Origin of the sequence: Modestobacter marinus (assembly GCF_011758655.1) — a bacterium.
GTDB lineage: Bacteria > Actinomycetota > Actinomycetes > Mycobacteriales > Geodermatophilaceae > Modestobacter > Modestobacter marinus.
This window is the reverse complement of record NZ_JAAMPA010000001.1, coordinates 2,806,802-2,833,696: the sequence shown is the minus strand read 5'-3', so window position 1 is coordinate 2,833,696 and position 26,895 is coordinate 2,806,802. Positions and strand designations below refer to the sequence as shown.

Below are 26,895 nucleotides of genomic sequence, written 5' to 3'. Positions count from 1 at the left end.
TCCTCACCCAAAGAAGCGGATCAGGTTGTCCGCTTCGAGGACGACGGTAGCCCAGCCGGCTCGTCAGGCGGTGGGTGACCAGCCCAGCGCCGGGCCGAGGTGCTGCGCCATGTCGGTGAGGATCTGCACGTGGTCGGCGTGCTCGAAGCTGAACGGCAGCGCGAAGACCACCTCGGTCACCTCCCGGAACCCGGCGTGGGCGTACAGCTGCTCGGCGATCTGCTCCGACGTCCCGATCAGGTCGGGGGCGAACATCAGCCTCCCCGGGCCCTGCGGGGTCGCCGTCCGCGGCAGCCGCGCGGCGACGTAGGCGGCGTACCTCTCCCGCTGCTCCGGCGTCGCCGAGTCCGTCGGGATGACCACCAGCCCCTGCGACACCCGCCCGGCCGGGTTGGCTGCCCGGAACGCCTGCACCTGCCGCGCCTGCTCGGTGGCGAAGTCCTCCGAGGACTCCGCCTTCACCACCGACGAGGTGAGGAAGTTCAGCCCGTTCTCCCCGGCCCAGGTCGCCGACCTCAGCGACGCCCCGCCGTACCAGAGCCGCGAGCGCAGTCCCGGCGAGTGCGGCTGCACCCGGTCCGACCACTCCTCCACCACGCCCTCCCGGCCGGCGAAGGACGACGCCGGGGCGCCCTCGACGAAGCGCAGCAGCCGCGCCACCCGCTCGTAGGAGAAGTCCTCGGCGTCGGCGGTGTCCGGGTAGAGCGCGGCCCGGACGTCGTCCCAGTGCATCGGCGGGCCCACCGAGACCCCGGGGTTGAGCCGCCCACCGCTGAGCACGTCGACGGTGGCCAGGTCCTCGGCCAGCCGGAGCGGGTTCTCCCACGCCAGCGGGATCACCGCCGTCCCCAGCTCGATCCGGGACGTGCGCTGGGTGGCCGCCGCGAGCACCGCGACCGGGGAGGAGATGCCGTACTGGAGGTGCCGGTCGCGCAGCCAGGCGCTGTCCAGGCCCAGCTGCTCCCCCAGCTCGATGACCCGCAGCGTCGACTCGTGCCCGCCCCGCGGATCGGCCTCGTCGAACAGGCCGATGGTCAGGAAACCCAGCTTCTGCAGCGGCACCCCAGGCGATGGCATGCCGCGATCAGACCAGACCGGGATTAGACCCGGGTCGCCGGCAGCGCGGCGGCCACCGGCGGGGTGCCGGACCGGACCGCCAGCCCCGGGACGACTGCGGTGAGCCCGTCCTGCAGCCGCCGCCCGGGGCTGCCGCTCACTCGCCAGTGCGCCTGACCGGTGGTTCACTGCCCCCGATCCGATCGGCAACGACGCCGACGGGCCACGGTGGGGGGACCGCTGGATGACTGTGCTGTACCGGGCCATGTGGACCGACGCCCGCCATGATGCCCAGTCCGGCGCGATCGCCTCCTTCATCGCATGGTGCAGGGAGAAGACCGGTGGCCTGATGGATCTGAGTCTGGGAGGTTCGTCCCAGCGCAGCACCGCGCCGAGGTCGACGGACGTCCACTCCCCTGACGATGTCCAGTACGAGGGAACGATGGAGCGAGCGGGCGACGACACTGCCGGCTTCGCTCGAGCCGAGCTGGTCGAGGCCCACCCGGACGGCGCCCGCTGGCAGACCACGCTGCGCACCTGGCGGGCCGACCACGGGTCCGAGCAGAGCTGGGTCTGGGTCGACGTCGATGCCGTTGGTCCGGCCGGAATCACGGATGTGACGATCGCCGCTCCTCGGCTGGTCCGGGACCTGCTGATCGACGGGGTGAACCCCCGATCCGGACCTGTCGAACTGGCGCCCTTCCCCGTGTACTTCAGCGGCGAGTCGGGCGGGGAACGCCTCGCCGAGACCCTCACCGACCTGGATCGACAGATCCCCACCGTGGTCTTCGCCGACGCCCCCGCTGTGACCGACGACCTGCTCAGCGGGCGACGTTTCACCTTCGCTGACGTCGTCCAGACGACGGCGAGCGCCCTGGCCGGCGCCGTCCAGGTCTACGTCATCGACGCGGATGCCAGCGTCGCCTTCTGCGAGGCGGTCGGTCGGGATCACGGCATCGCCGATGGCGCCTGCCGGGTGTACCAACCCGTCCTCGATCCGGCGGTGCAGACTCCCTGGCGCCATCCCGTCGTCCTGCCCACCCGCTACCTCAACGCCCGAGGCACTGCCGCGAAAGCCGTAGTGCGGTCACTGGGCCCGGCCCTCGCCAGCCGGCGACCGCCGGCCAGCTTCGTCGTGGCGAAGGCGCTGCTGGACGAGCAGCGGCGAACCGGTCGCGGGGACGCCGAGTGGGTGGCCGCTCTCGAAGCCGACAACGCACTGCTCCATCAAGAGATGCAGGAGGCCAAACAGTCTCTGAACGACCTCGAAGACGGGTACCTCGGCGCCGTGGCCGACCTCGAATCCGAGGCACAGCGCAACGCGGGACTCGTCACTCAGCTCGACGTCGCCCTGCGAGAGAACGAATGGCTCAAGGAAGAAGTCGCCGCCGCGGGGGACGATGGCTCCCGGATGTATCGGGAGGTCGCATACCGCGCGCTTCCGGAGATCGCGGGAAGCTGCAGCGAAGCGGTGACCCTCGCCCGCCAACACCTGTCCGACCGGCTGCTAGTGCCTGAGGATGCGTGCCGCGACCTCGAAGACCTTGACGCAGCAGTGGAGGGAGTCCCCTGGGGGCAGAAGGCCTGGGACGGCTTCTTGGCACTGCATGCATACGCCGAACACCTGGCTACCGCTGAGCAGACGGTTGACTTCTGGAACTGGTGCAAGACGTCGCGCCACCCGCGGGCGTGGCCTGCGAGCATTAAGAAGCTGGCGATGACCGAGTCGGAAACCGTGCGTCAGACGCCCAAATTAGCGGATCAGCGGCTACTACCGGTGGACACCCGGGTCAGCTCCGAGGGTCGTATGCACATGTGGGCCCATCTGAAGATCGCGACCGGTGGCGGCATGCTGATCCCGCGCATCTACTTCTATGTGGACCGCGACAGTGCCCTGGTCCATGTCGGCTTCTTCGGACCACACAAGTACATGTCCAACACCAAGACCTGAGGCAGTGGCTCCTCCGAGTCACCTCGGCCGTGCTCGCTGGCATGTCACCGTCACGCCGACAAGACGACCGAGGGGTGCGACCCAGGACTGTGGTCCTGGGTCGCACCCCTCGATCGTCCCCTGCTTCAGAACATGGGTCAGCGGTCCTCGGTCACCGGCTGCAGCAGCTCGGCGGCCGGCCGGGGCGCCGGGACGGTCGACGTCCCGTACAGGCTGACGCCCGACGGCGCGGCCATCATCGCCTCGAGCTCGCCGGTGTCCAGCGTCGGCTCGACCGGCTCCAGGGCCGGCTCGAAGACCGCCGGCTCGGGGGTGCCGCGGCCGGGCGTCAGCCGCCGCAGCAGGCCGCGCAGCGAGCGGGCCTCCTTGCGCCGGGCCTTGCGCTCGGCGGCGCGGGCGGCCTCCTCGCGGGCGGCGAGGTCGCGGTCCAGGATCTCCCGCGCGATCCGGTCGGTCTCGGCCGCCACGATCAGGTCGGCCCGCGCCTGCTGCGCCCGCTGGCGGCCGTCGCGCCGGATCTCCTCCGCCTCGACCTCCTCGTCGTCGCGCACCTTCACGAGCCGGTCGTAGGCGGTCGGCGGGGCGAGGTTGAGCAGCGCCTTCATCAGCACCGGGAGGATCTCCACGCTCAGGAACAGCAGGAACAGCATCACGTGGGCCACCCCCGCCATCGGGCGCTCCTCCGACAGCCGGTCGATCGCCTCCAGCCGGGCCAGGATGCCGTCGCTCTGGCCGTTCTCCGCGTCGAACGCGGCCTGCTCGGCCCGGCGCGCGTCGCTCAGCCGGGCCAGCTCGGCCTGGTCGGTCACCAGCGCGGCCTTGGCCAGCGCCACGCTGCGGGCCGCGGCACCGACGGCGTCGGACTCGGCCGTGGTGCGGGTCTGCTGCAGCGCCGCCTCGGCGGCGTCCAGCTCGGCCTTGGCGGCGTCCCGCACCGCCGCCTGCTGCCCGGCCGCCGCCGCCGCGGCGAAGTAGGCGTCGCCCTGGCCCCGGGCGCCGGACCCGCAGGTGCCGTCGAGCTCGCACTGCGCCTTGGCCTGCAGCTCGTCGTACCGGCCCGACGCCGCGTCGTACGCGGCCTTCTTGCTGTCCCGCTCCGCCTGCGCCGCGCCCACCCGCGGGTCGGCGTTGGGATCGGTCGCGCCGCCGCTGGCCACGACGGCCTGGTCCTCGGCGATCGACCGGGTGAGCACCGGGATCTGCGCGTACCGGGCGTCGGCGTCCAGCTCGTCGGTGAACTGCTCGGCGGCCTCGGCCTGCAGCGTCACGATCGTGGCGTCGACCTCCTTGCTGAACACCTGCAGCGTCAGCGGCGTGGAGATGACCGTGCCGAGGACGACGGCCAGCGCCAGCCGCGGCACGGCCAGCCCGAGGTTGCGCCACCAGGACGAGTCGTGGCCCATCCCGACCAGCAGCATCCGGTCCAGGTTGAGGATCACCAGCCCCCAGCCGAGACCGATCAGGACGGCGACCGACCACCAGGCGCCCAGCGCCATGTGAACGGCGAACGCCATCGACAGCGCGGCCAGCGCACCGGTGCTGAGCAGCACGCCACCGAGGGCGACGTACTTGGACCGGGCGCCGGGGGCGACCCGCAGCAGATCGAGCCGGGCGCCGGCCAGCACGGCCAATCGATCACCGGCAGAACGGGGGCGGGACCTCATCCGGGGATTCCTCTCGCAGAACGACCAGAGGAGGTATCGGTCGCCTGCGACCGACCCGGTACCGGTCAGCGACTGTGACACATCTCCGATCACCGGGACACCGCTTAACGGCGCCGTCACGTCGCCGACACCGCTGCCGCACACGCGGGAGGTGAGGTCTCCCCCGAGGACGCACCGCGCGCTCCTCGCCCGCCCGCCGCCCCGCGTCCGGCGGCCGGCCACGCCCGTCCCCGAGGAGACCCATGAGCCCCCAGCTCGTCCGGCGCGCCGTCGCCGGCACCGTCGCAGCCACCACCGTCCTGGCGCTGGCTGCCTGCTCGTCCGACTCCGCCGAGGCCAGCGGCAGCGACGACGGGGGCACCCAGACCGTCACGATCGGCACGCTGCGCGGTCAGCCGCACTTCTACGCGCCGTTCCTCTACGAGGAGTACGCCCCCGAGGGGGTGGAGTTCGAGGTCGTCGTCCTGGACACCGCGCCGTCGCTGACCGATGCGGTCATCTCCGGCGACGTCGACTTCGCGATCACCGGCGTCGTCGCGACCATCGCCTCCGTCGCCCAGGGCCGCGACATCACCCTGGTCGCCTCCGCGGCCGACGGCGGCTTCGGGTTCATCGGCGGCGAGGGCGTCGAGACCGTCGCCGACCTGGCGGGGAAGACCGTCGGCTACATCCAGGGCAGCGCCCCGGAGATCGCGATGCGGCTGATCCTGGAGGAGAACGGCATCGACCCGAGCAGCGTGGACCTGATCGCCGTCCCGCCGCCGGAGATGGCCTCGGCGCTGGGCAGCGGCTCGATCGACGCCTTCTTCGGCACCGAGATCGCCGTCTCCCTCGCCACCGCGGCCGGCGCCACCGAGCTCACCGACCCCTACGCGACCCCGATCGGGCGGGTGAACCTCGGCCTGACCACCACGGGCGCGCTGGTCGAGGAGGACCCGGAGCTGGTGCAGCAGGTCGTCGACACCCACGCGGAGACCACCGAGTACATGGCCGACAACGTCGACGAGTGGCTGCCGGAGATGGTCGCGGAGTTCGGTGGCGACCAGGGCGTGTTCGAGTCGGCGCTGGACAACTTCTGGCTGCGCGCCGACCTCAGCGAGGAGTACCAGACCCAGGTCGAGGCCCTGGCCGACGCGATGGTCTCCCTCGGGGTCATCGACACCGCCCCCACCGCCGCCGACCTCGTCGACACCTCCTTCGCCCCGTCCGCCTGAGCCCCTGGGGCGCCGGCGCACCACGCGCCGGCGCCCCTCCCGCCCTGCGGGAGGAGAGGACCCCCATGACCACCACCGACGTCGCCACCGTCCCGGTCGCCGCCGCCGCCCCCACGGTGCCCGGCACCCGGCCGCGGCGAGGCCGTGGCCGGCTGCGCACCGTGCTGCTCGGCCTGCCCGTCCCGCTGCTGTTCCTGCTGCTGTGGCACCTCGGCCGGGCGCAGGAGTGGGAGCTGCCGCTGGGCATCCGGATGGGCTTCCTCCCCTACCCCGCCGACGTCGCCGCGGGGCTGGCCAACTACGTCGCCGGCACCCGGGACGACGCCTTCAGCAGCCTGCTCTGGGAGGACCTCCCGGCCAGCGCGCTACGGGTCGTCTCCGGATTCGCCTTGGCCACCCTGATCGCCGTCCCGCTCGGCGTGCTGATGGGCCGGTTCCGCACGGCGAACTCGCTGTTCGACCCGATGATCAACCTGTTCCGGCCGATCCCGGCCACCGCCTGGGTGCCGCTGGTCGCGCTGCTCATCGGCTACGGCGACCAGGCCTCGATCTTCCTGATCACCCTGTCCGCCTTCTTCCCGATCGTGCTGGGCACCATCAGCGGCGCGCGGCAGGTGCCCGAACGGCTGCTGGAGGCCGCCCGGATGCTGGGCACCTCCGGCGTCGGCACGCTGCTGCGGGTGGTGCTGCCCGCCGCGGCACCGGCGATCGTCAACGGCATGCGGGTCGGCCTCGGCCTGGCCTGGGTGATCCTCGTGCTCAGCGAGACCACCGGCGTCCCGACCGGGCTGGGCTCGACCATCTTCCTGGCCCGCGACGTGGTGCAGACCGACCAGATCGTCGTCGGGATGATCTGCATCGCCGTCGCCGGCTTCCTCTCCGACCGGTTGCTGACGCTCTTCTTCCGCGTCCTGTTCCGCGACCGCCCGCTGATCAAGTAGGAGCCGACCATGGAGCACCTCACCGCCGGCCGCACCGCCGATGTGCGGATCAGCGGCCTCAGCAAGGTCTACGCCGGCGGGGTCGCCGCCATGGCCGACGTCGACCTGACCATCGCCTCCGGCGAGTTCGTCGCCGTCGTGGGCGCCAGCGGCTGCGGCAAGAGCACGCTGCTGCGCATCCTGGCCGGCTTCGAACGGCCCAGCGCCGGCGTCGTCGAGGTGGGCGGGACGCCGGTCACCGGCCCCGGCCCCGACCGCGGCGTCGTCTTCCAGGACTACGGCCTGTTCCCCTGGCTGTCGGTGCGGGAGAACGTCGCCTACGGCCCGTCCCGCAAGAAGCTGCCCAAGGCCGAGGTCGCCGCGGTCACCGACCGGTTCATCGCCGCCGTCGGGCTGACCCGGTTCGCCGCGAAGTACCCCGCCCAGCTGTCCGGCGGCATGCAGCAGCGGGTGGCGATCGCCCGGGTGCTGGCCAACGACCCGTCGCTGCTGCTGATGGACGAGCCGTTCGGCGCGCTGGACGCGCTCACCCGGGCCGACCTGCAGGCCGAGCTCAAGCGCATCCACGTCGACACCCGGACGACGGTCGTCTTCGTGACCCACTCGATCGAGGAGGCGGTCTACCTCGCCGACCGGGTCGTGGTGATGACCGGCGGTGCCTCGCACGGCGTGCCCGGCTCCATCCGCCGGATCGTGCCGGTCGACCTCGCCGACCGCGACGTCACCAGCCCGGCCTTCAACGCGGTGAAGCGCGAGATCGCCGACCTGGTGCACGCGGCACCCGCCCCGGTCTGAGGCCAAGGGGGCCGGGGTCGACCAGCCCCCTTGGGGTGAACTCCCCCGCCCCGGCTGCTGCTCCTGCCACCGGGGGCCGATCTCACCCGCACGAGCAGTGCGCCCGCACTGCCTCGAGTCGGACAGAGCGGATGACCCAGGTGGCCAAGGTGCTGGTGGTGGAGGACGAGGACGTCACTCGTCTGATGCTGGAGTCACGTCTGCACCTGGCCGGTCACCGCGTCCGCGGCGCCGGCTCGATGGAGGAGGCGCACGCCGTCCTCGAGCACGTGTTCACCCCCGACGTCGTCATCACCGACATGTTCATGCCCGGCGGCAGCGGGCTGTCCCTCGCCTCGTCGCTGCGCCGCGACCCGCTGTGGGCCGACCTCCCGCTGATCTTCCTCAGCGGCCGGGCCCTGCCCGGCGACGTGGCCGCCGGTGCGGCGCTGAACGCCGCCTACCTCGCCAAGCCGGTCTCGATGACCGCCCTGACCGCGGCGATCGACACCGCCCTGGAGGACACCGCCGCCGCGCGCGACGGGGTCGTCCGGGACCAGGTCGGGGACCTGTGGGACCTCGACGACGAGGACGAGCGCCGGCTGCACGCCGAGCTGCTGGGCACCTTCGTCGGCTGGGCCCCCGACGGTCTGGTCGCCATCGAGGAGGCGCTGCACGCCGGGGACGCCGTCGCCGTCGAGGAGACCGCCCACAAGCTGCGGGGCAGCGCGGCCACCCTCGGCGCCGGACCGCTGGCCGAGCTCTGCAGCACCCTGGAGGAGGCGGCCCGCGCCGGGCAGCCCCCCACCCCGGGCCCGGTGATCGGCGCGCTGCGCCGCGAACTGGAGGTCACCTGCCGGGTCTTCACCGAGCTCGCCGCCGAGCTGGCCGCACCCCTGACCCCGGCCGCCTGAGGGGCCCGGGGTCGCCACCGGGGGCCCGGCTTGGTGGGATGGGGCGTCCGGACGGCCCGGACGACGCACCAGGGACGACGCACCAGCGAGGAGCTCCATGCACCCGGACGGTCAGCTCCTGGGCGGGCGCTACGAGCTCACCTCGCTGATCGCCACCGGCGGCATGGGGCAGGTCTGGCAGGCCCGCGACACTGTGCTCGACCGGGACGTCGCGGTGAAGGTGCTGCGCAGCGAGTTCACCGGCGACCCCACGTTCCTGGCCCGCTTCCGGGCCGAGGCGCAGCTCGCCGCGCGCCTGGTGCACCCGAACATCGCCACCCTGTTCGACTACGGCGAGGTGCCGCCCGCCGGCCCGCGCGACGAGCACCTCGCCTACCTGGTGCTGGAGCTGGTGCGCGGTGAGTCGCTGTCGACGCTGCTGCGCCGGGAGGGCCGGCTGAGCCCCGAGCGCACCCTGGACGTGCTGCGGCAGAGCGCCGCCGGGCTGGCCGCCGCGCACGCCACCGGCGTCGTCCACCGCGACGTCAAGCCCGGCAACGTGCTGATCGGCAGCGACGGCACCGTCAAGATCACCGACTTCGGGGTCGCCGTGACCGGCTCGAGCGTGCCGCTCACCCAGACCGGCACGGTCATCGGCACCCCGCACTACCTCTCCCCCGAGCAGGCCCAGGGCGAGCGGGCCACCGCGGCCAGCGACGTCTACGCGCTCGGCATCGTCGGCTACGAGTGCCTGGCCGGCCACCACGCCTTCGACGCGGAGAGCTCGGTGCAGGTCGCGCTGATGCAGATCCGGGACACCGCCGCGCCCCTGCCGGACGACGTCCCGGCGCCGGTGCGCGGGCTCATCGCGGCCGCCATGGTCAAGGACCCGGCCCAGCGCTTCCCGGACGGTGCCGCCTTCGGCGCCGCCGTCGACGACGTCCGCGCCGGGCGCGCCGCCCCGTCGGCCGACCGGACGACGCTGCTCCCCGTGGCCGGTACCGCCGCGGCCTCGCCGAGCACGCGGGTGATGCCGGCGGTCGGCGGGCCCGCGACGGCCCCCGGGGCGGCCGCCGCCGGTGCCGGAGTGGGCGGCATCGGCGCCGGTGCCGCCGGGCCCGGTCCGGAACGGGAGCGGGAGGGCCGCCGCCGCCGGCTGCTGCTGCCGCTGCTCGGGGTGCTCCTCGCGGCCGCGCTCGCCGTCGCCGGGTTCCAGCTCCTCGGCGACGACGGGACGGCCACCCCCACCACGACGCCGACGACGAGCGCCGAGCAGACCGCCCCGACCTCGAGCACCCCTGAGGAGAGCACTCCCGACCCGGTCCTGGTCGAGGTGGACGCCGCCGACTACCTCGGCCGGCGGATCGGCGACGTCGAGGCCGACCTGGTCGGCCTCGGCCTGGTGGTGGACGCCGTCTCGCGGCAGACGGCCGACGCCGACGAGGGCGCGGTCCTCGCCGTCACCCCGGCCGGCGAGCTGGCCGAGGGCACCGTCGTCACCGTCACCTACGCCACCGCCCCGCCCGCACCGACCCCCACCGCCACCCCGACCGACGACGACGGCGACGAGGACGAGGACGAGCCCGACGAGAGCGGCGGGAACGGGACCGAGGGCGGCGGGAACGGCGACCAGGGCAACCAGGGCAACGGGAACGGCGGCGAGGGTGGCGGTGAGGGCGAGGGCGACGACGTCGACGGCCAGGGCCGCGGCGACGGCTGAGCCGGCACAGCACCCCGGTACCGAGGTCCATCGCACCCCGTTGCGCAGCGCTGGAACTCCCGCCCCACGAGCCCCACACCACCGCGACCGGACGTGGAGGATGTGCCGGTGCACCCGACCGGTCAGCTCCTCGGGGGGCGCTACGAGCTGTCGACGCTGATCGCCTCCGGCGGCATGGGCCAGGTGTGGCGGGCCCGCGACACCGTGCTCGGCCGGGACGTCGCGGTGAAGGTGCTGCGCAGCGAGTACACCGCCAACGCCACCTTCCTGGCCCGCTTCCGGGCCGAGGCGCAGCACTCCGCGGGCCTGGTGCACCCGCACATCGCCACGCTCTTCGACTACGGCGAGGTGCTGCCCGACGTCAGCACCCGCGGTGAGCACCTGGCCTACCTGGTGATGGAGCTGGTCCGCGGTGAGTCGCTGGCCGCGCTGCTCCGCCGCGAGGGGCGGTTGTCACCGGAGCGCACCCTGCAGGTGCTCCGGCAGTGCGCCGCCGGGCTGGCCGCCGCGCACGCCGCCGACGTCGTCCACCGGGACGTGAAGCCGGGCAACGTGCTGCTCGCCGACGACGGCGGGGCCAAGCTCACCGACTTCGGGGTCGCGGTGTCGGCCACCAGCGTGCCGCTGACCGTCACCGGCGAGGTCGTCGGCACCGCCCACTACCTCTCCCCCGAGCAGGCCACCGGCGCCCGCGCCACCCCGGCCAGCGACGTCTACGCCCTGGGCCTGGTCGGCTACGAGTGCCTGTCCGGGCGGCGCGGCTTCGACGGCGGGGACGCGGTGGAGGTGGCGCTCCGGCGGATCCGGGAGGTCCCGCCGCCGCTGCCCGACGACGTCCCGGCACCCGTGCGCCGGCTGATCGAGGGCGCCATCGCCAAGGACCCCGCCGAGCGGTTCGCCGACGGTGCGGCCTTCCGCGCGGCCATCGACGACGTGCTCGCCGGCCGGCCCGTCGGCGGCCCGGACGACGGGCCGCGGACGGCGGTCATGCCCGCCCTCCGGACGGCGGAGCGCCCGGCCGTGCGCACCCCGACGCCGCTGCCGCCCTTCCCGGCGACCCAGGCCTACACGCTCGCCCCGGACGAGGACGAGCCCGAGGAGGAGCGCCGTCCCCGCTGGCCGTTCCTGGTCGCCACGCTGCTCGCCTTCCTGGTCGCCATGGGGAGCACCTTCGGCCTGCTCCAGCTCGCCACCGGCGGCGAGGACCAGCCGGCCGCCACCCGGCCGACCCCCGCCGCCACCGAGCCGGCGCCCCCGAGCACCCCGGTGGTGCAGCTGGTCTCGCTGTCGACGGTCGACTACGTGGGCCGGCCGGTCGCGGAAGTGCAGGCCGAGCTGGTCGAGCGCGGTCTGGTCGCGACGCTGCGGCCGCTGCAGACCGGCGACGTCGCCGACGGCTCGGTGATCGCGCTGGACCCGGTCGGTCAGGTGCTGCCCGGTGCCGCGGTGACCATCACCCACGCGGTCGCCCCGCCACCGCCACCGCCGCCCGCCCCCGAGCCGGCGCCGGCTCCCGCACCCGCCCCGACGCCGACGGCCGAGCCCGCCCCGGCCGAGGACGCCCAGCTGGACGAGAAGGCGATCGAGGAGGCCGTCGAACGCTGGCGGGAGCGCCGGCGCGACCGCCGCGGCGACGACTGACCGGTGTGTGACGGCCGATCGGATCGGGCACGCCCGATGCCATGGCCGACCAGTTCACCTTCACCGACCCGACCACCCAGTACCGCACCGACGGGTTCCCCGAGCAGTCCCAGGACGCACCCGGCCTGACCACGGAGCTGCAGCCCGGCGCCGACCACGGTGAGCAGAGCTACCGCGGAACCGGACGGCTCACCGGGCGCAAGGCCCTGGTCACCGGCGCCGACTCCGGCATCGGCCGCGCCGCCGCGATCGCCTTCGCGCGGGAGGGCGCCGACGTCGTCCTCAACTACCTGCCCAGCGAGCAGTCCGACGCCGAGCAGGTGGCCGCACTCGTCGAGGAGGCCGGTCGCAAGGCCGTGCTCGCCCCCTCGGACATCTCCGAGGAGACCGCCGCCCGGGCGCTGGTGCGCACCGCCGTCGACGAGCTCGGCGGGCTGGACCTCATCGCCAACGTCGCCGGCAAGCAGACCTACGTCGACGACCTCGCCGACCTCACCAGCGACCAGTTCGACGCGACGTTCAAGACCAACGTCTACGCGCTGTACTGGATCGTCCAGGAGGCGCTGCCGCACCTGCCCGCCGGCGCCTCGATCATCAACACCAGCTCCATCCAGGCCTACCAGCCCTCCCCTGGCCTGGTCGACTACGCGACCACCAAGGCCGCGATCAACACGATGAGCAAGGCGCTGGCCCAGCAGCTGGCCCCCAAGGGCATCCGGGTCAACGTCGTGGCGCCGGGACCGTTCTGGACGCCGCTGCAGGCCTCCGGCGGCCAGCCCACCGAGGCGCTCCCGGAGTTCGGTCAGGAGACCCCGATCGGCCGCGCCGGCCAGCCGGCCGAGCTCGCCCCGGCCTACGTCTTCCTCGCCTCCCCGGAGTCCGGCTACGTCTCCGGCGAGACCCTCAACGTCAACGGTGGGATGCCGACCCCGTGACGTCGGTGCACCAGCCGCACGACACCCGGCGCCGTCCCGCCCTGCACTGGGGTGCGGACGGCGCCGGCGCCGGCCCGGTCGACGAACGGGACGCCGACGGCTACGCCGACCTGCGTTCCTACGCCGCGATCGGGGACGGCCGCACGATCGCGCTCATCGCCCGCGACGGCCGGGTCGACTGGCTCCCGCTGCCGGAGATGGACGGCGTCCCGGTGTTCGGCGCGCTGCTGGACGCCGAGCAGGGCGGGTGCATCGAGCTGTGCCCGGTCGAGGAGTTCACCGTGGACCGCGCGTACGTGGCGGACACCAACGTGCTCACCACGACCTTCACCACCGCCTCGGGCAGCGTGCGGGTCACCGACTCGCTCAACAGCGGCACCGCCGGCCGGTTGCCGTGGTCGGAGCTGGCCCGCCGGATCGAGGGGGTCGACGGGCACGTCGAGCTGCGGGCAGCGGTCCGTCCGGGCACCTGCCTGAACACCGCCTCGCCGTGGGTGCACCAGACCGCGCGCGGCGCGGTGCTCCGGGTCGACGACCTGACCCTCGCCGTCCGCACGCTGGGCGCCCGCTCGGTCGAGGACGGCGACCGGCGGATCGAGGTCCGGTACGCCACCTCCCCGGGCTCCCGGCACCTGCTGGGCCTGGTCGGCACCGAGGGGGAACCGCTGTTCCTGCCACCGGCCGAGGTGATCGACGCAGGGGTCGACCGCACCATCGACAACTGGTCGGCGTGGATGCGGACCTTCGACTGGGACGGCCCCTGGGACACCGCCGTCCGCCGGAGTGCGCTCACCCTCAAGCTGCTGCTCCACGCTGCGAGCGGGTCGATGGTGGCGGCCGCCACCACCTCGCTGCCGGAGGGCCTGGGCGCGGAGAAGATGGGCGCAGAGAAGAACTGGGACTACCGCTACGCGTGGGTGCGCGACTCCGCCTACGCGCTGACCGCGCTGTTCCGGTTCGGCCTGCGCGAGGAGACGCACGGCGCGATCAGCTGGCTGCTGTCGACGATCCGCCGGCACGGCCCCGAGCCGCAGGTCGTCTACACCCTGGACGGTGGGCTCGTGCCGACGGCGGAGTCCCGCGACGTCCCGGGCTGGCGCGGTGCCACCCCGGTGGTCAGCGGCAACGACGCCGCGGGTCAGCTGCAGCTGGGGGTCTTCGGTGACCTGTTCGCCATCGTCGCGCTGTACGTGGAGCACGGGAACGTGCTGGACGCGCACACCGGCCGGCTGCTGGCCGGCATCGCCGACCTGGCCTGCGACCGGTGGCGGAGCAAGGACTCCGGCATGTGGGAGCTGCCCGAGCACCGGCACTACACGACCTCGAAGCTGGGCTGCTGGATGGCGCTGACCAAGGCGGTCGAGCTGGCCGAGAGCGGGCAGGTGCCCGGCGACGACGCCCGCTGGCGCAGCGAGGCCGAGCACATCCGCGCGTGGGTCGAGGAGAACTGCTGGTCGGAGGAGCGCGGCGCCTACGTCTGGTACTCGGGCACCGACCAGCTGGACGCCTCGATCGTGCTGCACGCGATCAGCGGCTTCGACCGGGGCGAGCGGATGAGCCGCACGCTGGACGCGCTGCGCGCCGAGCTGGGCGCCGGCCCGCACCTGTACCGCTTCACCGGTGCCGCGAAGGAGGAGGGCGTCTTCCTGGCCTGCTCGTTCTGGCTGGTCTCCGCGCTGACCCTGTGCGGCCGGGTGGACGAGGCGCGCGACCTGATGGAGGAGCTGATGAGCACCCCGAACGACGTCGGGCTGCTGACCGAGATGCTCGACCCGGCGACCGGTGACCTGCTCGGCAACCTGCCCCAGGCGCTGTCCCACCTGGCCCTGGTCAACGCCGCGATCACCGTCTCCGAGGCGTCGGCCGCCGACTGAGCAGCGCCCCGTGCGCGGCGGGGCGCGGAGCGTGCGCACGCGCCGTACGACGCCGAGCGCGGTGCGCGAACCCCTCGACAGGTGCGCCGCACGAGGACCCTCGACCTCGCGGCGGGGCCGCCCGGGCGCCGCCAGGGAGGAGCACGGAGATGCGCGCCAGGACCACCACGGTGCGCGGCGACCCGAGGGCCGTCGACGAGGGCATCGAGTACGTCCGCGACGCCGTGTGGCCGATGCTGCGCGGGATGAGCGGCTGCGTGGGCATGTCGATGCTCGCCGATCGGGGTTCCGGCCGCTGCATCGTCACCGCCGCCTGGGCCACCCACGAGGCGATGCGGGCCAGCGCGGTGGCCGTCGGTGAGCTCCGCGACCGGGCCGTCGACGTGATGCGGGCCGAGCAGATGGAGGTCGCCGAGTGGGACATCGCCGTCCTGCACCGGGAGCACCCGACCACTGACGGCGCCTGCACCCGGGTCGTCTGGACCCAGAGCGACCCGGCGGAGCTCGAGAGGATGGTCGACGCCTTCCGGCTGAGCCTGCTGCCGCGGATGACCGACCTGACCGGCTTCTGCAGCGTCAGCCTGCTGGTCGACCGGGAGACCGGCCGCGCGGCGACGGCGATCACCTATGCCGGCCGGGAGGACCTGGTGCGGTCGCGGGACATCGGCTCGGCGATGCGCGCGGACTTCGCCGCCGCGATGGGCCTGCGGGTCACCGAGGTCGCCGAGTTCGAGCTGGCCGTGGCGCACCTGCGCGTGCCGGAGATGGCCTGACCGGCTCAGCCCGCCCGGCGGCGCAGCGCGAGCACGATGTCGGTGAGGACGCCGGTCTCCCCGTTCGGGCCGGTGGCCTCCCGCTCCGGTGCGCCCAGCCGCTCGGTCGTCCACTCCGCCGGGTCGAGGTCCAGCTCGGCCAGCGCCTGCTCCGGGGTCGGGAACACCAGGTCCGGCGGCGCCCACGACCAGGACGGCGCCGACCCGTGCTCGACCAGCAGCAGACCGCCCGGCGCGACGGCCCCGGCGGCGCGCCGCAGCACCCGGGTCCGCGGGAACTCGACCGGCGACTGCAGGAAGCAGGCGGAGACCAGGTCGAAGCGGCCGTCGGGGAAGCTCTGCGCCAGGTCGTGCACCTGCAGGTCGAGCGCGACGCCGGCCTCCGCCGCGTGCGTGGCCGCCCGGGCGAGGGCGGTCGCCGAGAGGTCGACGCCGGTCACCGTCCAGCCGTGGGCGGCCAGCCAGACCGAGTCGGCGCCCTCGGCGCAGCCCAGGTCCAGCGCCGTCCCCGGGGTCAGCGGGCCGACGACGTCGACCAGGGCGACGTTGGGGCGTCCGCTCCACACGCGCTCGCGCGCGGCGTAGAACGACTCCCAGAACTCCTCGGCGGGCAGGTCCGTGTCCCTCATGCTGCGAGGGTGACCGCAGCACCGATCGGTTGACAAACATGCTTGCCACTCCGGCAAACTGACGGCATGAGCGACGACGTCGACGCCGTGGTCCAGGCGGTCGGTCCCCGGCTGCGCGCCCTCCGTCAGCAGAAGGACACCACGCTGACCCAGCTGTCGGAGACCACCGGCATCTCGGTCAGCACGCTGTCCCGGCTGGAGTCCGGGCAGCGCCGGGCGACGCTGGAGCTGCTGCTGCCGCTGACCCGCGCCCTCCAGGTGCCGCTGGACCAGCTGCTCGACGAGCCGCCGTCCGAGGACCCCCGCGTGCAGCCCCGGCCGGTGCAGCGCAACGGCATGACCATGCTGCCGCTCACCCGGCGCCCCGGCGGGCTGCAGGCCTACAAGATGATCATGCCGCCGGGCTGGCCGGGCGGTCCGGTCGAGCTCAAGACGCACGAGGGCTACGAGTGGGTCTACGTGCTCAACGGCCGGTTCGTGCTCTTCCTCGGCGACCAGCGGCTGGAGCTCACCCCGGGCGAGGTCGTCGAGTTCGACACCCACGTGCCGCACGCCCTGACCAACCCCGGGCCGGCCCCGCTGGAGCTGCTGGCGCTGTTCGGCCCGCAGGGCGAGCGGATGCACGTGCGCGCCCGGCCCCGGGGCAGCGGCGACTGACTCACCGAGCGGGACCGCGCGGTCTTCGGGAGGCTGGTCCCCTCCGGGCCTGAGACCACGGGCCGCCCCGTCCATCCCCAGGAGGTACGCCTTGCCCGCTCGCGCACCCAAGGAGATCGCCCAGGTCGCGGCCGCGACCGGGGCCAAGAAGACCCAACGCACCTGGGACAAGGTGCTGGTCAGCGCCTTCCTCGCCGGTGCCTACATCGCCTTCGGCGGGCTCGTCGCCATCGTCGTCTCCTCCGGCCTGGACCCGGAGACGTGGGGGACGCTGCCGACGCTGTTCACCGGCGCGACCTTCACCCTCGGCCTGGTCCTCGTGCTCGTCGCCGGCTCCGACCTCGCCACCGGCAACATGGCGCTGGTCCCGCTCGGGGCGATGCGCGGCAAGATCGGCGTCGGCGACGTCGCCAAGAACCTGTCCCTGGTGCTGATCGGCAACCTGGCCGGCGCCCTCTTCGTCGCCTTCTTCCTGGCCGTGCAGACCGGGGTGATCGGGGACTCCGCCGCCACCGGCACCGGCGGGCTCACCTACGAGCGGCTGGCCTCGATCGCCGAGGGCAAGGCGCTGGGCGAGACGGCCTGGCAGACCTTCCTCCGCGCGGTCGGCTGCAACTGGCTGGTCTGCCTCGCGGTCTGGATGTCCCTGGCGGCCACGACGGTCTCCGGCAAGATCCTGGCGATCTTCTTCCCGATCATGGCCTTCGTCGCGATGGGCTTCGACCACGTCATCGCCAACATGTTCTTCCTGCCGGCGGCGATCTTCGCCGGCGTCCCGGACCTCGGCTGGGACGACGCAGCGCTCAACTGGCTGCTGGCCGGGGCGGGCAACCTGGTCGGCGCGGTGGTCTTCGTGTCGACGTCCTACTGGTACCTGTTCCTCAAGGACCAGCCGGAGGACGAGGAGGAACGGACCGAGAAGCCCGTCGAGCCGGCAGAACGCGGCTGACCCCCTCCGCACACGACGACGGCGGCGCCCCACCTCGGTGGGACGCCGCCGTCGTGCCGTTCAGGGGCCGGTCACCCCTGGGTCAGGACTCCGCGCCGTCCTGCTGCTGGGAGCCCTTGCCGCGCCCCTGGTCGAGGACGTCGGTGCCCGGGCCGCCGATCAGCGTGTCGCTGCCGTTCTCGCCGCGGAGGACGTCGTCCCCGGCACCGCCCAGCAGCACGTCGTCGCCGTTGCCACCGGAGATCGTGTCGTCGCCGTCGCCGCCGCAGATCACGTCCTCGCCGTTGCCACCGGTGATCGTGTCGTCGCCACCCAGGCCCATGATCACGTCACGCTTGTTCGTGCCGCGCAGCACGTCGTCGCCGTCGGTGCCCACGATGGTCGGCTCCAGGCCCTGGCACAGCAGCGGCTCCGGCTCCTCCTGCTGCAGGTCGATGCCCAGCAGCAGCGGGTCGTGGTCGCTGGAGCGGTACGGGTCGGCCGCGTACAGCTCCGGGCCCCCGGAGTACTGGTAGGCGAAGGACTCCACCGAGTTGATGTTCCAGTGCACCAGGTCGGTGACCTTGGCGGTCAGCTCGTCGGTGGCCAGCGCGTGGTCCAGCGAACCGGACAGCGCGTCGAACACGTAGCTGTACCGGCCCTCGTCGAACTGCTCGCCGAGGTCGGTGTAGCCCGCGGTGCGCAGGACCTCGATCGGGTCCTCCTGGGTGTAGGCGTTGAAGTCGCCCATCAGGATCACGTCGGGGTCGCCGGTGGACGCCTCCAGCTGCTCGGCGAAGGCCGCCAGCGACTGCGCCTGCCGGACCCGGTCACCGTTGAAGTTGCCCTGCCCGTCGGTCTCGGCGTTGTCCCCGGTGCCGGTGCCGCCCTTGGACTTGAAGTGGTTGGCGACGACGGTGAAGTCGTCGCCCTCGGCGGTGAACGTCTGGGCGATCGGCTCGCGGGCGTTGGACCAGACCGACTCGTCGACCAGACCGACCGACGGGCCGACCGGGGTGACGGCGGCGGGCTGGTAGATGATCGCGTTGCGGATGACGTCGCGGTCGACGGCGTACAGCTCCTCCGGGAACGGCACGAACGCCCACTTCTCCGAGCCGGCGGCGGCGTTCAGCCGGCGCACCAGGTCGGCCAGCGCGGTGTCGGCGTTGCCCGGGGTGAGCCCGGTGGAGTCGGTGTCCTCGATCTCCATCAACGTCACCACGTCGGCGTCCAGGGCGTTGATCGCCGGCACGATCTTGCCGGCCTGCTGGTCGAGCTCGGCCTGGTCGTCGGCTCCGCGACCGACCCCACCGAAGGTGAGGAAGTAGTTGAGCACGTTGAACGCGCCCAGCTGGACGTCCCCACCGACCTCGCCCGGCGCGGCCGGACGGGTGTTCTGCGGGGCGAAGACGCCGTCCGCGGTGCCGTCGGCCGGCTGCAGCCGCCAGGCGTCGAACCCGTAGCCGAGCACCAGCGGCTCGGTGAAGGCCAGCTCGTCGCCGACCCGCACCGGGGTCTCCGGCGACAGGTACGGGGCCGTGGTCACGCTGACCCGGCTGCTGAGCGCGTCGTCCAGGGTGATGCTGCGCAGCGCGTTCTCGGCCGCGATCGCCTCCGCGCCGGCGCCGGGCCGGGCCAGCTCGGTGGGCTGCACCAGCAGGCCGCCCTCGGACAGGGTCAGCTCGCCGTAGCTGGTGAGGTCGTAGACCTCGCTGACGGTGAGGGTGTCGACCGGCTCGACGAGCATGCCCTCGAGGCGCTCACGGGCGGCGTCGTCGGCGGGCAGGTCCAGCGGGGTCGCCGCCGGGAGGTCCGCTGCGGTGCCGTCGGCGCAGACGCCGACGTCCGCCCCGGCGCTGACCTGGGTCTGCTCGAAGTACTCCTGGGCCGCACCGGTCACCGCGACGGTGTCGCCCAGGTCGACCTCGACGGAGGAGAAGACGAAGACGCCGTCGGAGGTGGCGGCGTCGCCGTCACCCTCGGGGTCCTGCAGGTAGAAGCCCGACAGCCCGGGGACGTCGCCGACGACGACGCCCTGCACGGTGACGGTGGAACCGTCCAGCGGGGTGGTCGCACCGGAGCCCTGGACCTCGCCGATCTCGTTGGTCACCGGGGTGTCGCAGACCTCGCCTTCGGCCGGCGGCGGGTCCACCGGAGGCGGAGCCGCGTTCAGCGCGCCCCTCGTGGCGGTCGCCGGACCCGACCAGACGAGCGCGTCGGTGGCGGCGTCGTAGCTGCGGGACAGCGACTGCCCGACCGGCTCGCTGCCGCTCTCACTGACACCGATGTCGGTGCTCGTCGTGCCGCTGGCCGCACCGTTCGTCGCCGTGAACGTGCCCTCGTAGGAGAGGAACTCCAGCACCTCGGTCCCGCGGACCAGCGCGAGCCCGTCGGGAGCGCCGTTCTGGATGCCGTTGCTCGGACCGGCCACCGCGACCACCACCGGCGCGTCCGCCGGGGCGGTCACGTCCGGGAGCGCGACGGTGCCGTAGCCGGCGCCTCCGCTGCCGTTGTAGAACACGATGCTCAGGCCGGCCGAGCTGGTGCCGGCGGGGAGCTGCACCTCGACGAACTCGTCGACGTCACCGCCGGCGTTGTCGTAGTGCAGCTCGGAGATGAACGGCGTGGTGGGCGGAGCAGCGACCGCGACGGCCGGGACGGCGATGGCCGCCAGGACGGCGGCGGACGTCGCTGCAACGCCCAGGGTCGCGCGCCGCACGGCGGTGCGGGCGGTGCCGGTGGGGAGGGGCACGGAGGTTCCTCTCGGAGGGGCGAGCGGGTCGGCGAGCGCGCACAGCCTGGGCCCGGACTGCGAACGACTCGCTGACGGTAAGTGACGAAAGGATGACACGCCGATGTGACTCATCACACGTTCAGGTGACAGCCAGGAGTGTGGCAGGGTCTGGCGCCGCCCCGGCCCGGCCGCCCTCAGCGCCCCGGTCTCCGGGTGGGCGACAGCCGTCCGGCTCGGTCGCCGGGCCGCCCGCTCAGTCGGTGGCGGGGTCCTGGCCGGCGTCGCTCTCCTGCTGCTGGCGGAACCGCAGGGACTCCACCAGCACGTAGCCGAAGACGACGGTCCACGCGAAGCTCAGGAAGGCCTCGCCCCACTCGCCGTCGACCAGCCGCAGCGCGATCGCGACGAGGTTGTAGGCCACGGCCACGCCCGCCAGCAGCTGCACTCCCCGGTTGCCGAACCAGGGCGGGCGGAAGGGGGCGGCCATGCTCAGAGGCTAGCCCCGCCCGCGCGGCGGGCGGCGCGCCCGACGCGCCAGATCCTGCGGCCGGGCCGCCGGTCGGCGACGCTTGAGGGGTGAGCACCAAGAACAGCGGCAGTGGCTACGTCGAACCGGGCCAGGACTACCAGCGGGACCAGAACTACATCACCGACCGGATCACCGCCGACGGCGACGGCCGGTGGCCGGTGGAGGCCGGCCGGTACCGGCTGGTCATCGCCCGGGCCTGCCCGTGGGCGAACCGCGCGGCGATCGTCCGGCGCCTGCTGGGCCTGGAGCAGGCCATCTCCATGGGCATCTGCGGACCCACGCACGACGAGCGCAGCTGGACCTTCGACCTCGACCCCGACGGCCGCGACCCGGTGCTGGGGTACGAGCGGCTGCAGGAGGCGTTCTTCGCCCGCGACCCGGAGTACCCGCGCGGCATCACGGTGCCGGCGATGGTCGACGTCCCGACCGGCGCCGTCGTGACCAACGACTTCAAGCAGATGACGCTGGACTTCTCCACCGAGTGGACGGCGTTCCACCGCGACGGCGCCCCCGACCTCTACCCGGAGCACCTGCGGGCGGAGATGGACGAGGTGATCGAGCGGGTCTTCACCGAGGTCAACAACGGCGTCTACCGCTGCGGCTTCGCCGGCTCCCAGCGTGCCTACGACAGCGCCTACGAGCGGCTCTGGACGGCGATGGACTGGCTGGAGGAGCGGCTGTCGACCCGCCGGTTCCTGATGGGCGAGACGATCACCGAGGCCGACGTGCGGCTGTTCACCACGCTGGCCCGGTTCGACGCCGTCTACCACGGCCACTTCAAGGCCAACCGCAACAAGCTCACCGAGCTGCCGGCGCTGTGGGGCTACGCCCGCGACCTGTTCCAGACCCCGGGCTTCGGTGACACCACCGACTTCCCGCAGATCAAGGAGCACTACTACGTGGTGCACGCCGACATCAACCCGACCCAGATCATCCCGATGGGCCCGGACACGTCGGTCTGGCTCACCCCGCACGGCCGCGAGGAGCTCGGCGGGCGCCCGTTCGGCGACGGCACCCCGCCCGGGCCGCCGATCGAGGCCGAGGTCATCCCGCCCGAGCACGGCCCCGGCGGCATCGGCCACCGCTGAGCGCGCCGCAGCCCGGGAGCCCTGGTTGGCTGACCACGGTGTCCCGGGCAGCGGAGCCCGCGGACCGAGGAGAGGTGGCGCAGTGGTGCACAGACTGATCGTCCAGTACGGCCAGCCGGCCGACCCCACGGAGTTCGACGCGCACTACCGGGACGTGCACGTGGGCCTGGCGCAGGCCATCCCCGGGCTGCTGCGGTTCACCACCGGCCACCCCCGGTCGATGGACCCCACCACACCCGGCCCGTACCTGATCGCCGAGCTGGACTTCGAGTCCGCCGACGCGATGGGCGCCGGCATGGGCTCCGAGGCCGGCCGCGCCGCCGGCGCCGACGTGGCCACCTTCGCCACCGGCGGGGCGTCCATGTCGAGCTTCGACCTGGACGACCTCAGCCCGGCCGGCTGACCTCCCCACCGTGCTCACCGGCCGGCCGGACCTCGCGCTCCCCAGCGCCGGGCCCGTCCTCCTGCCGTGGGGCACCGCGCTGGCCGCCGTCCTCGGCTACGCCCGGGGACGGCGGCCACTGCGGTACCGCTCCCCCAACGAGCGGGACGGCCGGTGGGTGCAGGTGCCGGCCTTCGGCTACGAGCGCTTCGACGCCCGCCCGGTGCCCGCCGGCCCGCTGGGCGACGAGGACGTGCTGGTGGCCGAGGGGCTGCACGGCCGGCTGGACCCCGACGCCTGGTCGGCGGTCCGCGGCGCCCTCGACGCGGCGCAGCCCGTGGCCGCCACCGTCGCCGGGCGCGCGGCCGGGCGTGCCTTCTGGGAGCTGCCGGACGACGAGTTCTCGGTGCTCGGGGAGCCGGGCACCGTCGGGGCCGCCCTGCGCGGTCTGGGCGAGCTGCCCGAACCGCAGCGGCGGCACGTGGCGGCCGCGCTGCACCACCGCCGTCCCGACCTGGTGCCGCTGCTGCACCGCGCCACCTGGCTGCAGACGGTGCCGCACCTGCGCGAGGGCGACAGCGGGACGGCGGCGGTCGTCCACCGCGAGCTCCGCGCCAACGAGGCCGCCTTCACCGCGCTCGAGCAGGCGGCGGCCGAGCTGCTCGAGGTGCCCCTGACCCGGCTGCGGCTGCACGACCTGCTGGTGTGGCTGAGCGGCACGCTGCGGCTGGCCACGGCGGTGGCGCTGGGCGAGGCGACCGCGGAGTGGCCGGGGTCGGTCAGCACGACCCGCTGACCGCGTCCCCGCACGATCAACTGCCGCAGAGCGTGCTGTTCGGCCAGCGGGCCGTGACGCAACGCCGCGCGCTGCGATCGGAGCCCGTCGGAGGCCGAGCCGCGGCCCCACCCGGCGAGCACAGTTCGCTGCACGGCGGCGTCGCCGGGGGCGGCGCCGGAGGCGAGGAGGCAGCCCATGTACGCACGGACGACCACCCTCCGCGGCAACCCGCGTGCGATCGACGACGCGATCGACTTCGTCCGGGACGAGTGGCTCCCGGCGACGACCGACCTCCCGGGCTGCACCGGGCTGTCGATGCTCGTCGGCCGCCGCACCGGTCGCTGCATCGTCACCAGCGGGTGGGCGGACGAGCAGTCGATGCTGGGCAGCGCCGAGGGCATGCGCCGCGACCGCGCCCGCCTCGGCCAGCTGCTCGGCGCGGTGCCGGTGGTGGCCCAGTGGGAGGTCGCCGTCCTGCACCGGGTGCAGCCCACCGGCGACGACGCCGTCTGCCGGCTCATCTGGAGCTCGCGGCCGAACCCCGGCGCGCTCGACGACGACGTCGCCACCTTCCGGATGGCCCTGCTGCCCCGGATCGAGGAGCTCACCGGCTTCTGCAGCGCCAACCTGATGATCGACCGGGTCTCCGGGGGCACCGTGCTGGCCGTCGCCTACGCCGACCGGGAGGCGATGCTGGCCGCCGGCCAGCGCGCCGACGCGCTGCGCATGGAGTACGCGCGGTCGATGGGCGGGCGGATCACCGAGGTCGCCGACCTGGACATCGCCGTCGCCCACCTCCGCATCCCCGAGACCGTCTAGTCCGCGGCGGCAGGAGCGCCGGTCGGACGGGCGAGGAAGACCGCGCCCGGCAGCGCCGGGACGGCGACCGGGGTGAAGCCGAGCCGGGCGTAGAAGCCGAGGGCGCGGGTGTTGGCCGGGTCCACGCCCAGGTGCACGCCGGCCGCCCCCGCCCCGGCGACCGCGGCGCAGAAGACCTCGATCAGCGCCCGGCCCCAGCCGGCGCCCTGCACCTCGGGCAGCAGGTCGATGTGCAGGTGCGCCGGGTACGCGGCGAGCTCGGGCACGAGCATCCGCTCCGGCCGGTGCAGCATCGACACCATCCGCTCCTCCGGCGTCTGCGGGGGGCCGGTCGGCGCCGGGTACCGGTCGGCCAGCCGCGGCAGCCACCGTGACCGCCAGGCCGGCACGAAGCCGGCCGTGTCCGCGGTGCCCAGCACGTACCCGACCACGCGCTCGCCGTCGTCCAGCACGAACGCCCGGTCCGGTTCCAGGTCGACGTACGGGCCGGCGAACAGGTCGGGCATCAGGTCGTCGGTGGACCACCGGCCCCGCGCGTCGCCCCCGGCGTCGGCGGTGCGCACGCAGACGTCGTAGACCGCCGCCCGGTCCGTGCGGCGGTAGGGGCGGATCAGGCCCCCGCGCGAGGGGGCACGGGGGCCGTCCCTCACACGACGCGGGTGAGCGCCGGCCAGAGGGCGTCGGGCCCGTCGGCGAGCAGCCCGGCGCCGAGCACCCGGGCCCACGCCGTCTCGGTGCCGGCCTCGTCGCGCCACGACCAGCAGCGCCGGGTGAGGTGGTGCAGCCGGTGCTCCTGGGTGAAGCCGATCGCGCCGTGCACCTGGTGCGCCAGCCGGGCGACCACCTCCACCGCCGCCCCGGCCCGCACCTTCGCCGCCGCGGCGGCCAGCACCGGCGACTCGTCGCGCTCGACCGCCTGCACCGCGGCGTCGACCAGCGCGGCCACCGCGGTCACCTCACCGGCCATCTCGGCCAGCTCCATCTGGATCGCCTGGAACCTCCCCAGCGGCCGGCCGAACTGCTGCCGCTCGCCGGCGTACTGGACGGTCCAGGCCAGCACCTGCTGCAGCGCCGCCGACAGCTGCACCGCCCGCGCCAGCGCGTACCGGGCCCGCAGCCGCTCGGCCTGCGCGTCGGTCAGCAGCGCCCCGGCCGACGTCACCCCCTGCAGCACCAGCGAGCCGCGCGGCTCCCCGGCCAGGTTCGCCGCGTGCGTGGTGTCCCGGCCGGCGACGTCGACCAGCGCCAGCACCGGCCCCACCGGGCTGCTCGCCAGGACGGCGAGGTGCCGGGCGACCCCGGCCCACGCGACGTCGGTGGCGGTGCCGGTGAGCGTCCAGCTGCCCGGGCCGTCGCCGTCGTCCCGCGGTTCGGCGGTGACCGCGCCGTCCACCGCGATCGACAGCGGCTCCTCCGGCGCGGGCAGGTCGAGGCCGGCGGCCAGGACGGCGGGGGCGGCCACCAGCAGCTGCTCGGCCACCGGCACCGCGGCGGCCCCGGCCGCCAGCGCCCCGACGATCGCCACCGCGTCGGCGAGCTCCCCGCCGGAACCACCGGCCTCCTCGGGCACCCCCACCCCGGTCAGCCCGGCCTCGGCCAGCGCCGACCACAGCCCGGCGTCCCAGGGCCGCTCGGCGGTGAGCACGAACGGCTCGTACCCGGTCAGGATGTCCCGGACGGTCTCGACGACCAGGTCCACGTCGCTCATCGGAGCCCCAGTCCTCGTGCCACGATCCCGCGCAGGATCTCGTTGGTGCCGCCGCGCAGCGTGTAGCCCGGCGCGTGCAGCTGCGCCTCGGCCAGCGCCCGCCCCAGCGCGTCGGGTGAGTCCAGCGACGCCGGGACGTCGACCACCCGGCGCACCTCGTCGATCACGTCGGCCTCGAACGTCGTCCCCACGTCCTTGACCAGGGCGGCCGGGATGTCGGGCAGCTCGCCGCGGTCCAGGGCGCCGGCGATCCGCAGCGACAGCTGCCGCAGCGCGAGCAGCCGGGCGGAGATCCGGCCGAGGGCGGCGAGCTGGGCAGGATCGGAGGCGCGCCGCGCGAACTCGGCGATCAGCGGGTAGGTCGACAGGAACCGCTCCGGCCCGGAGCGCTCGAAGGCCAGCTCGGCGGTCACCTGGTGCCAGCCCGCGCCCTCCTCCCCCAGCAGCATGTCGCCGGGGATCACGACGTCGCCGAAGACCACCTCGTTGAAGTGGTGGCCGCCGTCGAGGATCCGGATCGGGTTGACCGTGATCCCGGGCAGCGACAGGTCGACCAGCAGCTGGGAGAGCCCCGCGTGCCGGTTCGCCGGGTCGGCCGGTGAGGTGCGCACCAGGGTGATCGCGTAGTGCGAGGTGTGCGCGTTCGACGTCCAGACCTTGGCGCCGTTGACCACCCAGTCACCGTCGCCGTTGCGGGTGGCCCGGGTGCGGATCGAGGCGAGGTCCGAGCCGCTGTCCGGCTCGCTCATGCCGATCACGAAGTAGCACTCCCCCGCCGCGATCCGGGGCAGGATCTCGGCGCGCTGGGCCTCGGTGCCGTAGCGCAGCAGGTTCGGGCCGGACTGCCGGTCGGCGATCCAGTGCGCCGCCACCGGGGCGCCGGCGGCCAGCAGCTCCTCGGTCACCGCGTAGCGCTCCATCGCCGTCCGCTCGTGCCCGCCGTACTGCCTCGGCCAGGTCATGCCCAGCCAGCCGCGCTCGCCGAGCTTGCGGGAGAACGCCGGGTCGACCCCGGACAGCCAGGTGTCCACGTGCGTCGTGAAGCTCCCGGCGGCCAGCTCGGCGGCGAGGAACTCGCGCACCTCGGCCCGCACCTCCTCCGCGGCGGCCGAGCGCGGCGCGGGCGCCAGCGTCAACGAGTTGCTGCCCATGCAGTGCTCCCCACGTCGGTGTGGCGCCCGGTCGCGTGCTGGGCCTGGTGTCGGTT

The 26,895-nt window shown here is 74.0% G+C and carries 24 protein-coding genes; 16 read left to right on the top strand and 8 right to left on the bottom strand.

Translation table 11 applies throughout. From position 1 onward, the window contains the following. Positions 1 to 63: 63 nt before the first annotated feature. On the bottom strand, positions 64 to 1,077 hold the full coding sequence (locus FB380_RS13390) for an LLM class flavin-dependent oxidoreductase (protein WP_166755458.1): 1,014 nt from the start codon (positions 1,075 to 1,077) through the stop codon (positions 64 to 66). 223 nt (positions 1,078 to 1,300) lie between these two features. Here FB380_RS13390 and FB380_RS13385 point away from each other — a divergent pair, with 223 nt between their 5' ends. Continuing rightward, positions 1,301 to 3,007 (top strand): hypothetical protein, encoded by a 1,707-nt coding sequence (locus FB380_RS13385; protein ID WP_166755457.1) that lies wholly within the window; start codon positions 1,301 to 1,303, stop codon positions 3,005 to 3,007. A gap of 137 nt (positions 3,008 to 3,144) precedes the next feature. On the opposite strand, the gene FB380_RS13380 is transcribed toward FB380_RS13385, so the two are convergent. Beyond that, complete coding sequence (locus FB380_RS13380; RefSeq protein ID WP_229682270.1) at positions 3,145 to 4,632, bottom strand: DUF4407 domain-containing protein; 1,488 nt, start codon at positions 4,630 to 4,632, stop codon at positions 3,145 to 3,147. 281 nt (positions 4,633 to 4,913) lie between these two features. On the opposite strand from FB380_RS13380, the gene FB380_RS13375 reads away from it, so the two are divergent. The 9 genes from FB380_RS13375 to FB380_RS13335 all read left to right on the top strand — a co-directional run bounded on the left by FB380_RS13375 (position 4,914) and on the right by FB380_RS13335 (position 15,436). Next, positions 4,914 to 5,885 carry an ABC transporter substrate-binding protein gene (locus FB380_RS13375; RefSeq protein WP_166755455.1) on the top strand — a complete coding sequence of 324 codons (972 nt, stop codon included), beginning with the start codon at positions 4,914 to 4,916 and terminating at the stop codon, positions 5,883 to 5,885. Positions 5,886 to 5,950: 65 nt separating this feature from the next. Next, positions 5,951 to 6,826, top strand: coding sequence for an ABC transporter permease (locus FB380_RS13370; RefSeq protein WP_188959669.1), 876 nt, complete (start codon positions 5,951 to 5,953; stop codon positions 6,824 to 6,826). 9 nt (positions 6,827 to 6,835) lie between these two features. Further along, positions 6,836 to 7,621 carry an ABC transporter ATP-binding protein gene (locus tag FB380_RS13365; protein WP_166755454.1) on the top strand — a complete coding sequence of 262 codons (786 nt, stop codon included), beginning with the start codon at positions 6,836 to 6,838 and terminating at the stop codon, positions 7,619 to 7,621. 131 nt (positions 7,622 to 7,752) lie between these two features. Continuing rightward, positions 7,753 to 8,514 (top strand): Hpt domain-containing response regulator, encoded by a 762-nt coding sequence (locus tag FB380_RS13360; protein WP_166755453.1) that lies wholly within the window; start codon positions 7,753 to 7,755, stop codon positions 8,512 to 8,514. Between the two features lie 97 nt (positions 8,515 to 8,611). After that, a complete protein-coding gene (locus tag FB380_RS13355; RefSeq protein ID WP_166755452.1) occupies positions 8,612 to 10,213 on the top strand; it encodes a protein kinase domain-containing protein in 1,602 nt (533 codons plus the stop codon). A gap of 108 nt (positions 10,214 to 10,321) precedes the next feature. Continuing rightward, positions 10,322 to 11,854 (top strand): protein kinase domain-containing protein, encoded by a 1,533-nt coding sequence (locus FB380_RS13350; protein WP_166755451.1) that lies wholly within the window; start codon positions 10,322 to 10,324, stop codon positions 11,852 to 11,854. Positions 11,855 to 11,895: 41 nt separating this feature from the next. Next, positions 11,896 to 12,789, top strand: a complete 894-nt coding sequence (locus tag FB380_RS13345; protein ID WP_166755450.1) for an SDR family oxidoreductase — start codon at positions 11,896 to 11,898, stop codon at positions 12,787 to 12,789. Further along, positions 12,786 to 14,663 (top strand): glycoside hydrolase family 15 protein, encoded by a 1,878-nt coding sequence (locus FB380_RS13340; protein WP_229682250.1) that lies wholly within the window; start codon positions 12,786 to 12,788, stop codon positions 14,661 to 14,663. Before FB380_RS13345 ends, FB380_RS13340 begins: the two co-directional genes overlap by 4 nt. A 149-nt stretch (positions 14,664 to 14,812) precedes the next feature. Beyond that, positions 14,813 to 15,436 carry a hypothetical protein gene (locus FB380_RS13335; RefSeq protein WP_166755449.1) on the top strand — a complete coding sequence of 208 codons (624 nt, stop codon included), beginning with the start codon at positions 14,813 to 14,815 and terminating at the stop codon, positions 15,434 to 15,436. A 5-nt stretch (positions 15,437 to 15,441) separates the two neighbouring features. Here the strand turns inward: FB380_RS13335 and FB380_RS13330 are convergent, their stop codons facing one another. Next, positions 15,442 to 16,065 (bottom strand): class I SAM-dependent methyltransferase, encoded by a 624-nt coding sequence (locus FB380_RS13330; RefSeq protein ID WP_166755448.1) that lies wholly within the window; start codon positions 16,063 to 16,065, stop codon positions 15,442 to 15,444. Positions 16,066 to 16,131: 66 nt separating this feature from the next. Between FB380_RS13330 and FB380_RS13325 the strand changes: the two genes are divergently transcribed. Both FB380_RS13325 and FB380_RS13320 read left to right on the top strand, forming a co-directional pair. Further along, positions 16,132 to 16,722 (top strand): helix-turn-helix domain-containing protein, encoded by a 591-nt coding sequence (locus FB380_RS13325; RefSeq protein ID WP_166755447.1) that lies wholly within the window; start codon positions 16,132 to 16,134, stop codon positions 16,720 to 16,722. 91 nt (positions 16,723 to 16,813) lie between these two features. Next, entirely contained in the window at positions 16,814 to 17,671 is an 858-nt protein-coding gene (locus FB380_RS13320) for a formate/nitrite transporter family protein (RefSeq protein WP_166755446.1), read from the top strand. A gap of 82 nt (positions 17,672 to 17,753) precedes the next feature. On the opposite strand, the gene FB380_RS13315 is transcribed toward FB380_RS13320, so the two are convergent. After that, complete coding sequence (locus FB380_RS13315) at positions 17,754 to 20,402, bottom strand: ExeM/NucH family extracellular endonuclease (protein WP_229682251.1); 2,649 nt, start codon at positions 20,400 to 20,402, stop codon at positions 17,754 to 17,756. A 235-nt stretch (positions 20,403 to 20,637) separates the two neighbouring features. Beyond that, a complete protein-coding gene (locus FB380_RS13310; RefSeq protein WP_166755444.1) occupies positions 20,638 to 20,871 on the bottom strand; it encodes a hypothetical protein in 234 nt (77 codons plus the stop codon). Positions 20,872 to 20,960: 89 nt separating this feature from the next. On the opposite strand from FB380_RS13310, the gene FB380_RS13305 reads away from it, so the two are divergent. From FB380_RS13305 to FB380_RS13290, 4 genes are all read left to right on the top strand, one after another. Beyond that, positions 20,961 to 22,001, top strand: a complete 1,041-nt coding sequence (locus tag FB380_RS13305; protein ID WP_166755443.1) for a glutathione S-transferase family protein — start codon at positions 20,961 to 20,963, stop codon at positions 21,999 to 22,001. 82 nt (positions 22,002 to 22,083) lie between these two features. Next, positions 22,084 to 22,404 carry an EthD family reductase gene (locus tag FB380_RS13300; RefSeq protein WP_188959670.1) on the top strand — a complete coding sequence of 107 codons (321 nt, stop codon included), beginning with the start codon at positions 22,084 to 22,086 and terminating at the stop codon, positions 22,402 to 22,404. 10 nt (positions 22,405 to 22,414) lie between these two features. Beyond that, entirely contained in the window at positions 22,415 to 23,179 is a 765-nt protein-coding gene (locus FB380_RS13295) for a hypothetical protein (protein WP_166755442.1), read from the top strand. Between the two features lie 177 nt (positions 23,180 to 23,356). Further along, a complete protein-coding gene (locus FB380_RS13290; RefSeq protein WP_166755441.1) occupies positions 23,357 to 23,980 on the top strand; it encodes a hypothetical protein in 624 nt (207 codons plus the stop codon). Here the strand turns inward: FB380_RS13290 and FB380_RS13285 are convergent. Genes FB380_RS13285 through FB380_RS13275 form a run of 3 tightly spaced genes read right to left on the bottom strand, consistent with a single transcriptional unit; the run spans position 23,977 to position 26,839 of the window. Beyond that, a complete protein-coding gene (locus tag FB380_RS13285; protein WP_229682252.1) occupies positions 23,977 to 24,630 on the bottom strand; it encodes a GNAT family N-acetyltransferase in 654 nt (217 codons plus the stop codon). The two genes, FB380_RS13290 and FB380_RS13285, sit on opposite strands and share 4 nt — an antisense overlap. Further along, positions 24,627 to 25,688, bottom strand: a complete 1,062-nt coding sequence (locus tag FB380_RS13280) for an acyl-CoA dehydrogenase family protein (RefSeq protein WP_166755440.1) — start codon at positions 25,686 to 25,688, stop codon at positions 24,627 to 24,629. Before FB380_RS13280 ends, FB380_RS13285 begins: the two co-directional genes overlap by 4 nt. Then, the gene (locus tag FB380_RS13275; RefSeq protein ID WP_166755439.1) at positions 25,685 to 26,839 is read right to left on the bottom strand and encodes an acyl-CoA dehydrogenase family protein; all 1,155 of its coding nucleotides are present in this window, start codon (positions 26,837 to 26,839) and stop codon (positions 25,685 to 25,687) included. The genes FB380_RS13280 and FB380_RS13275 overlap by 4 nt, the downstream gene beginning before the upstream one ends. Positions 26,840 to 26,895: the final 56 nt, after the last annotated feature.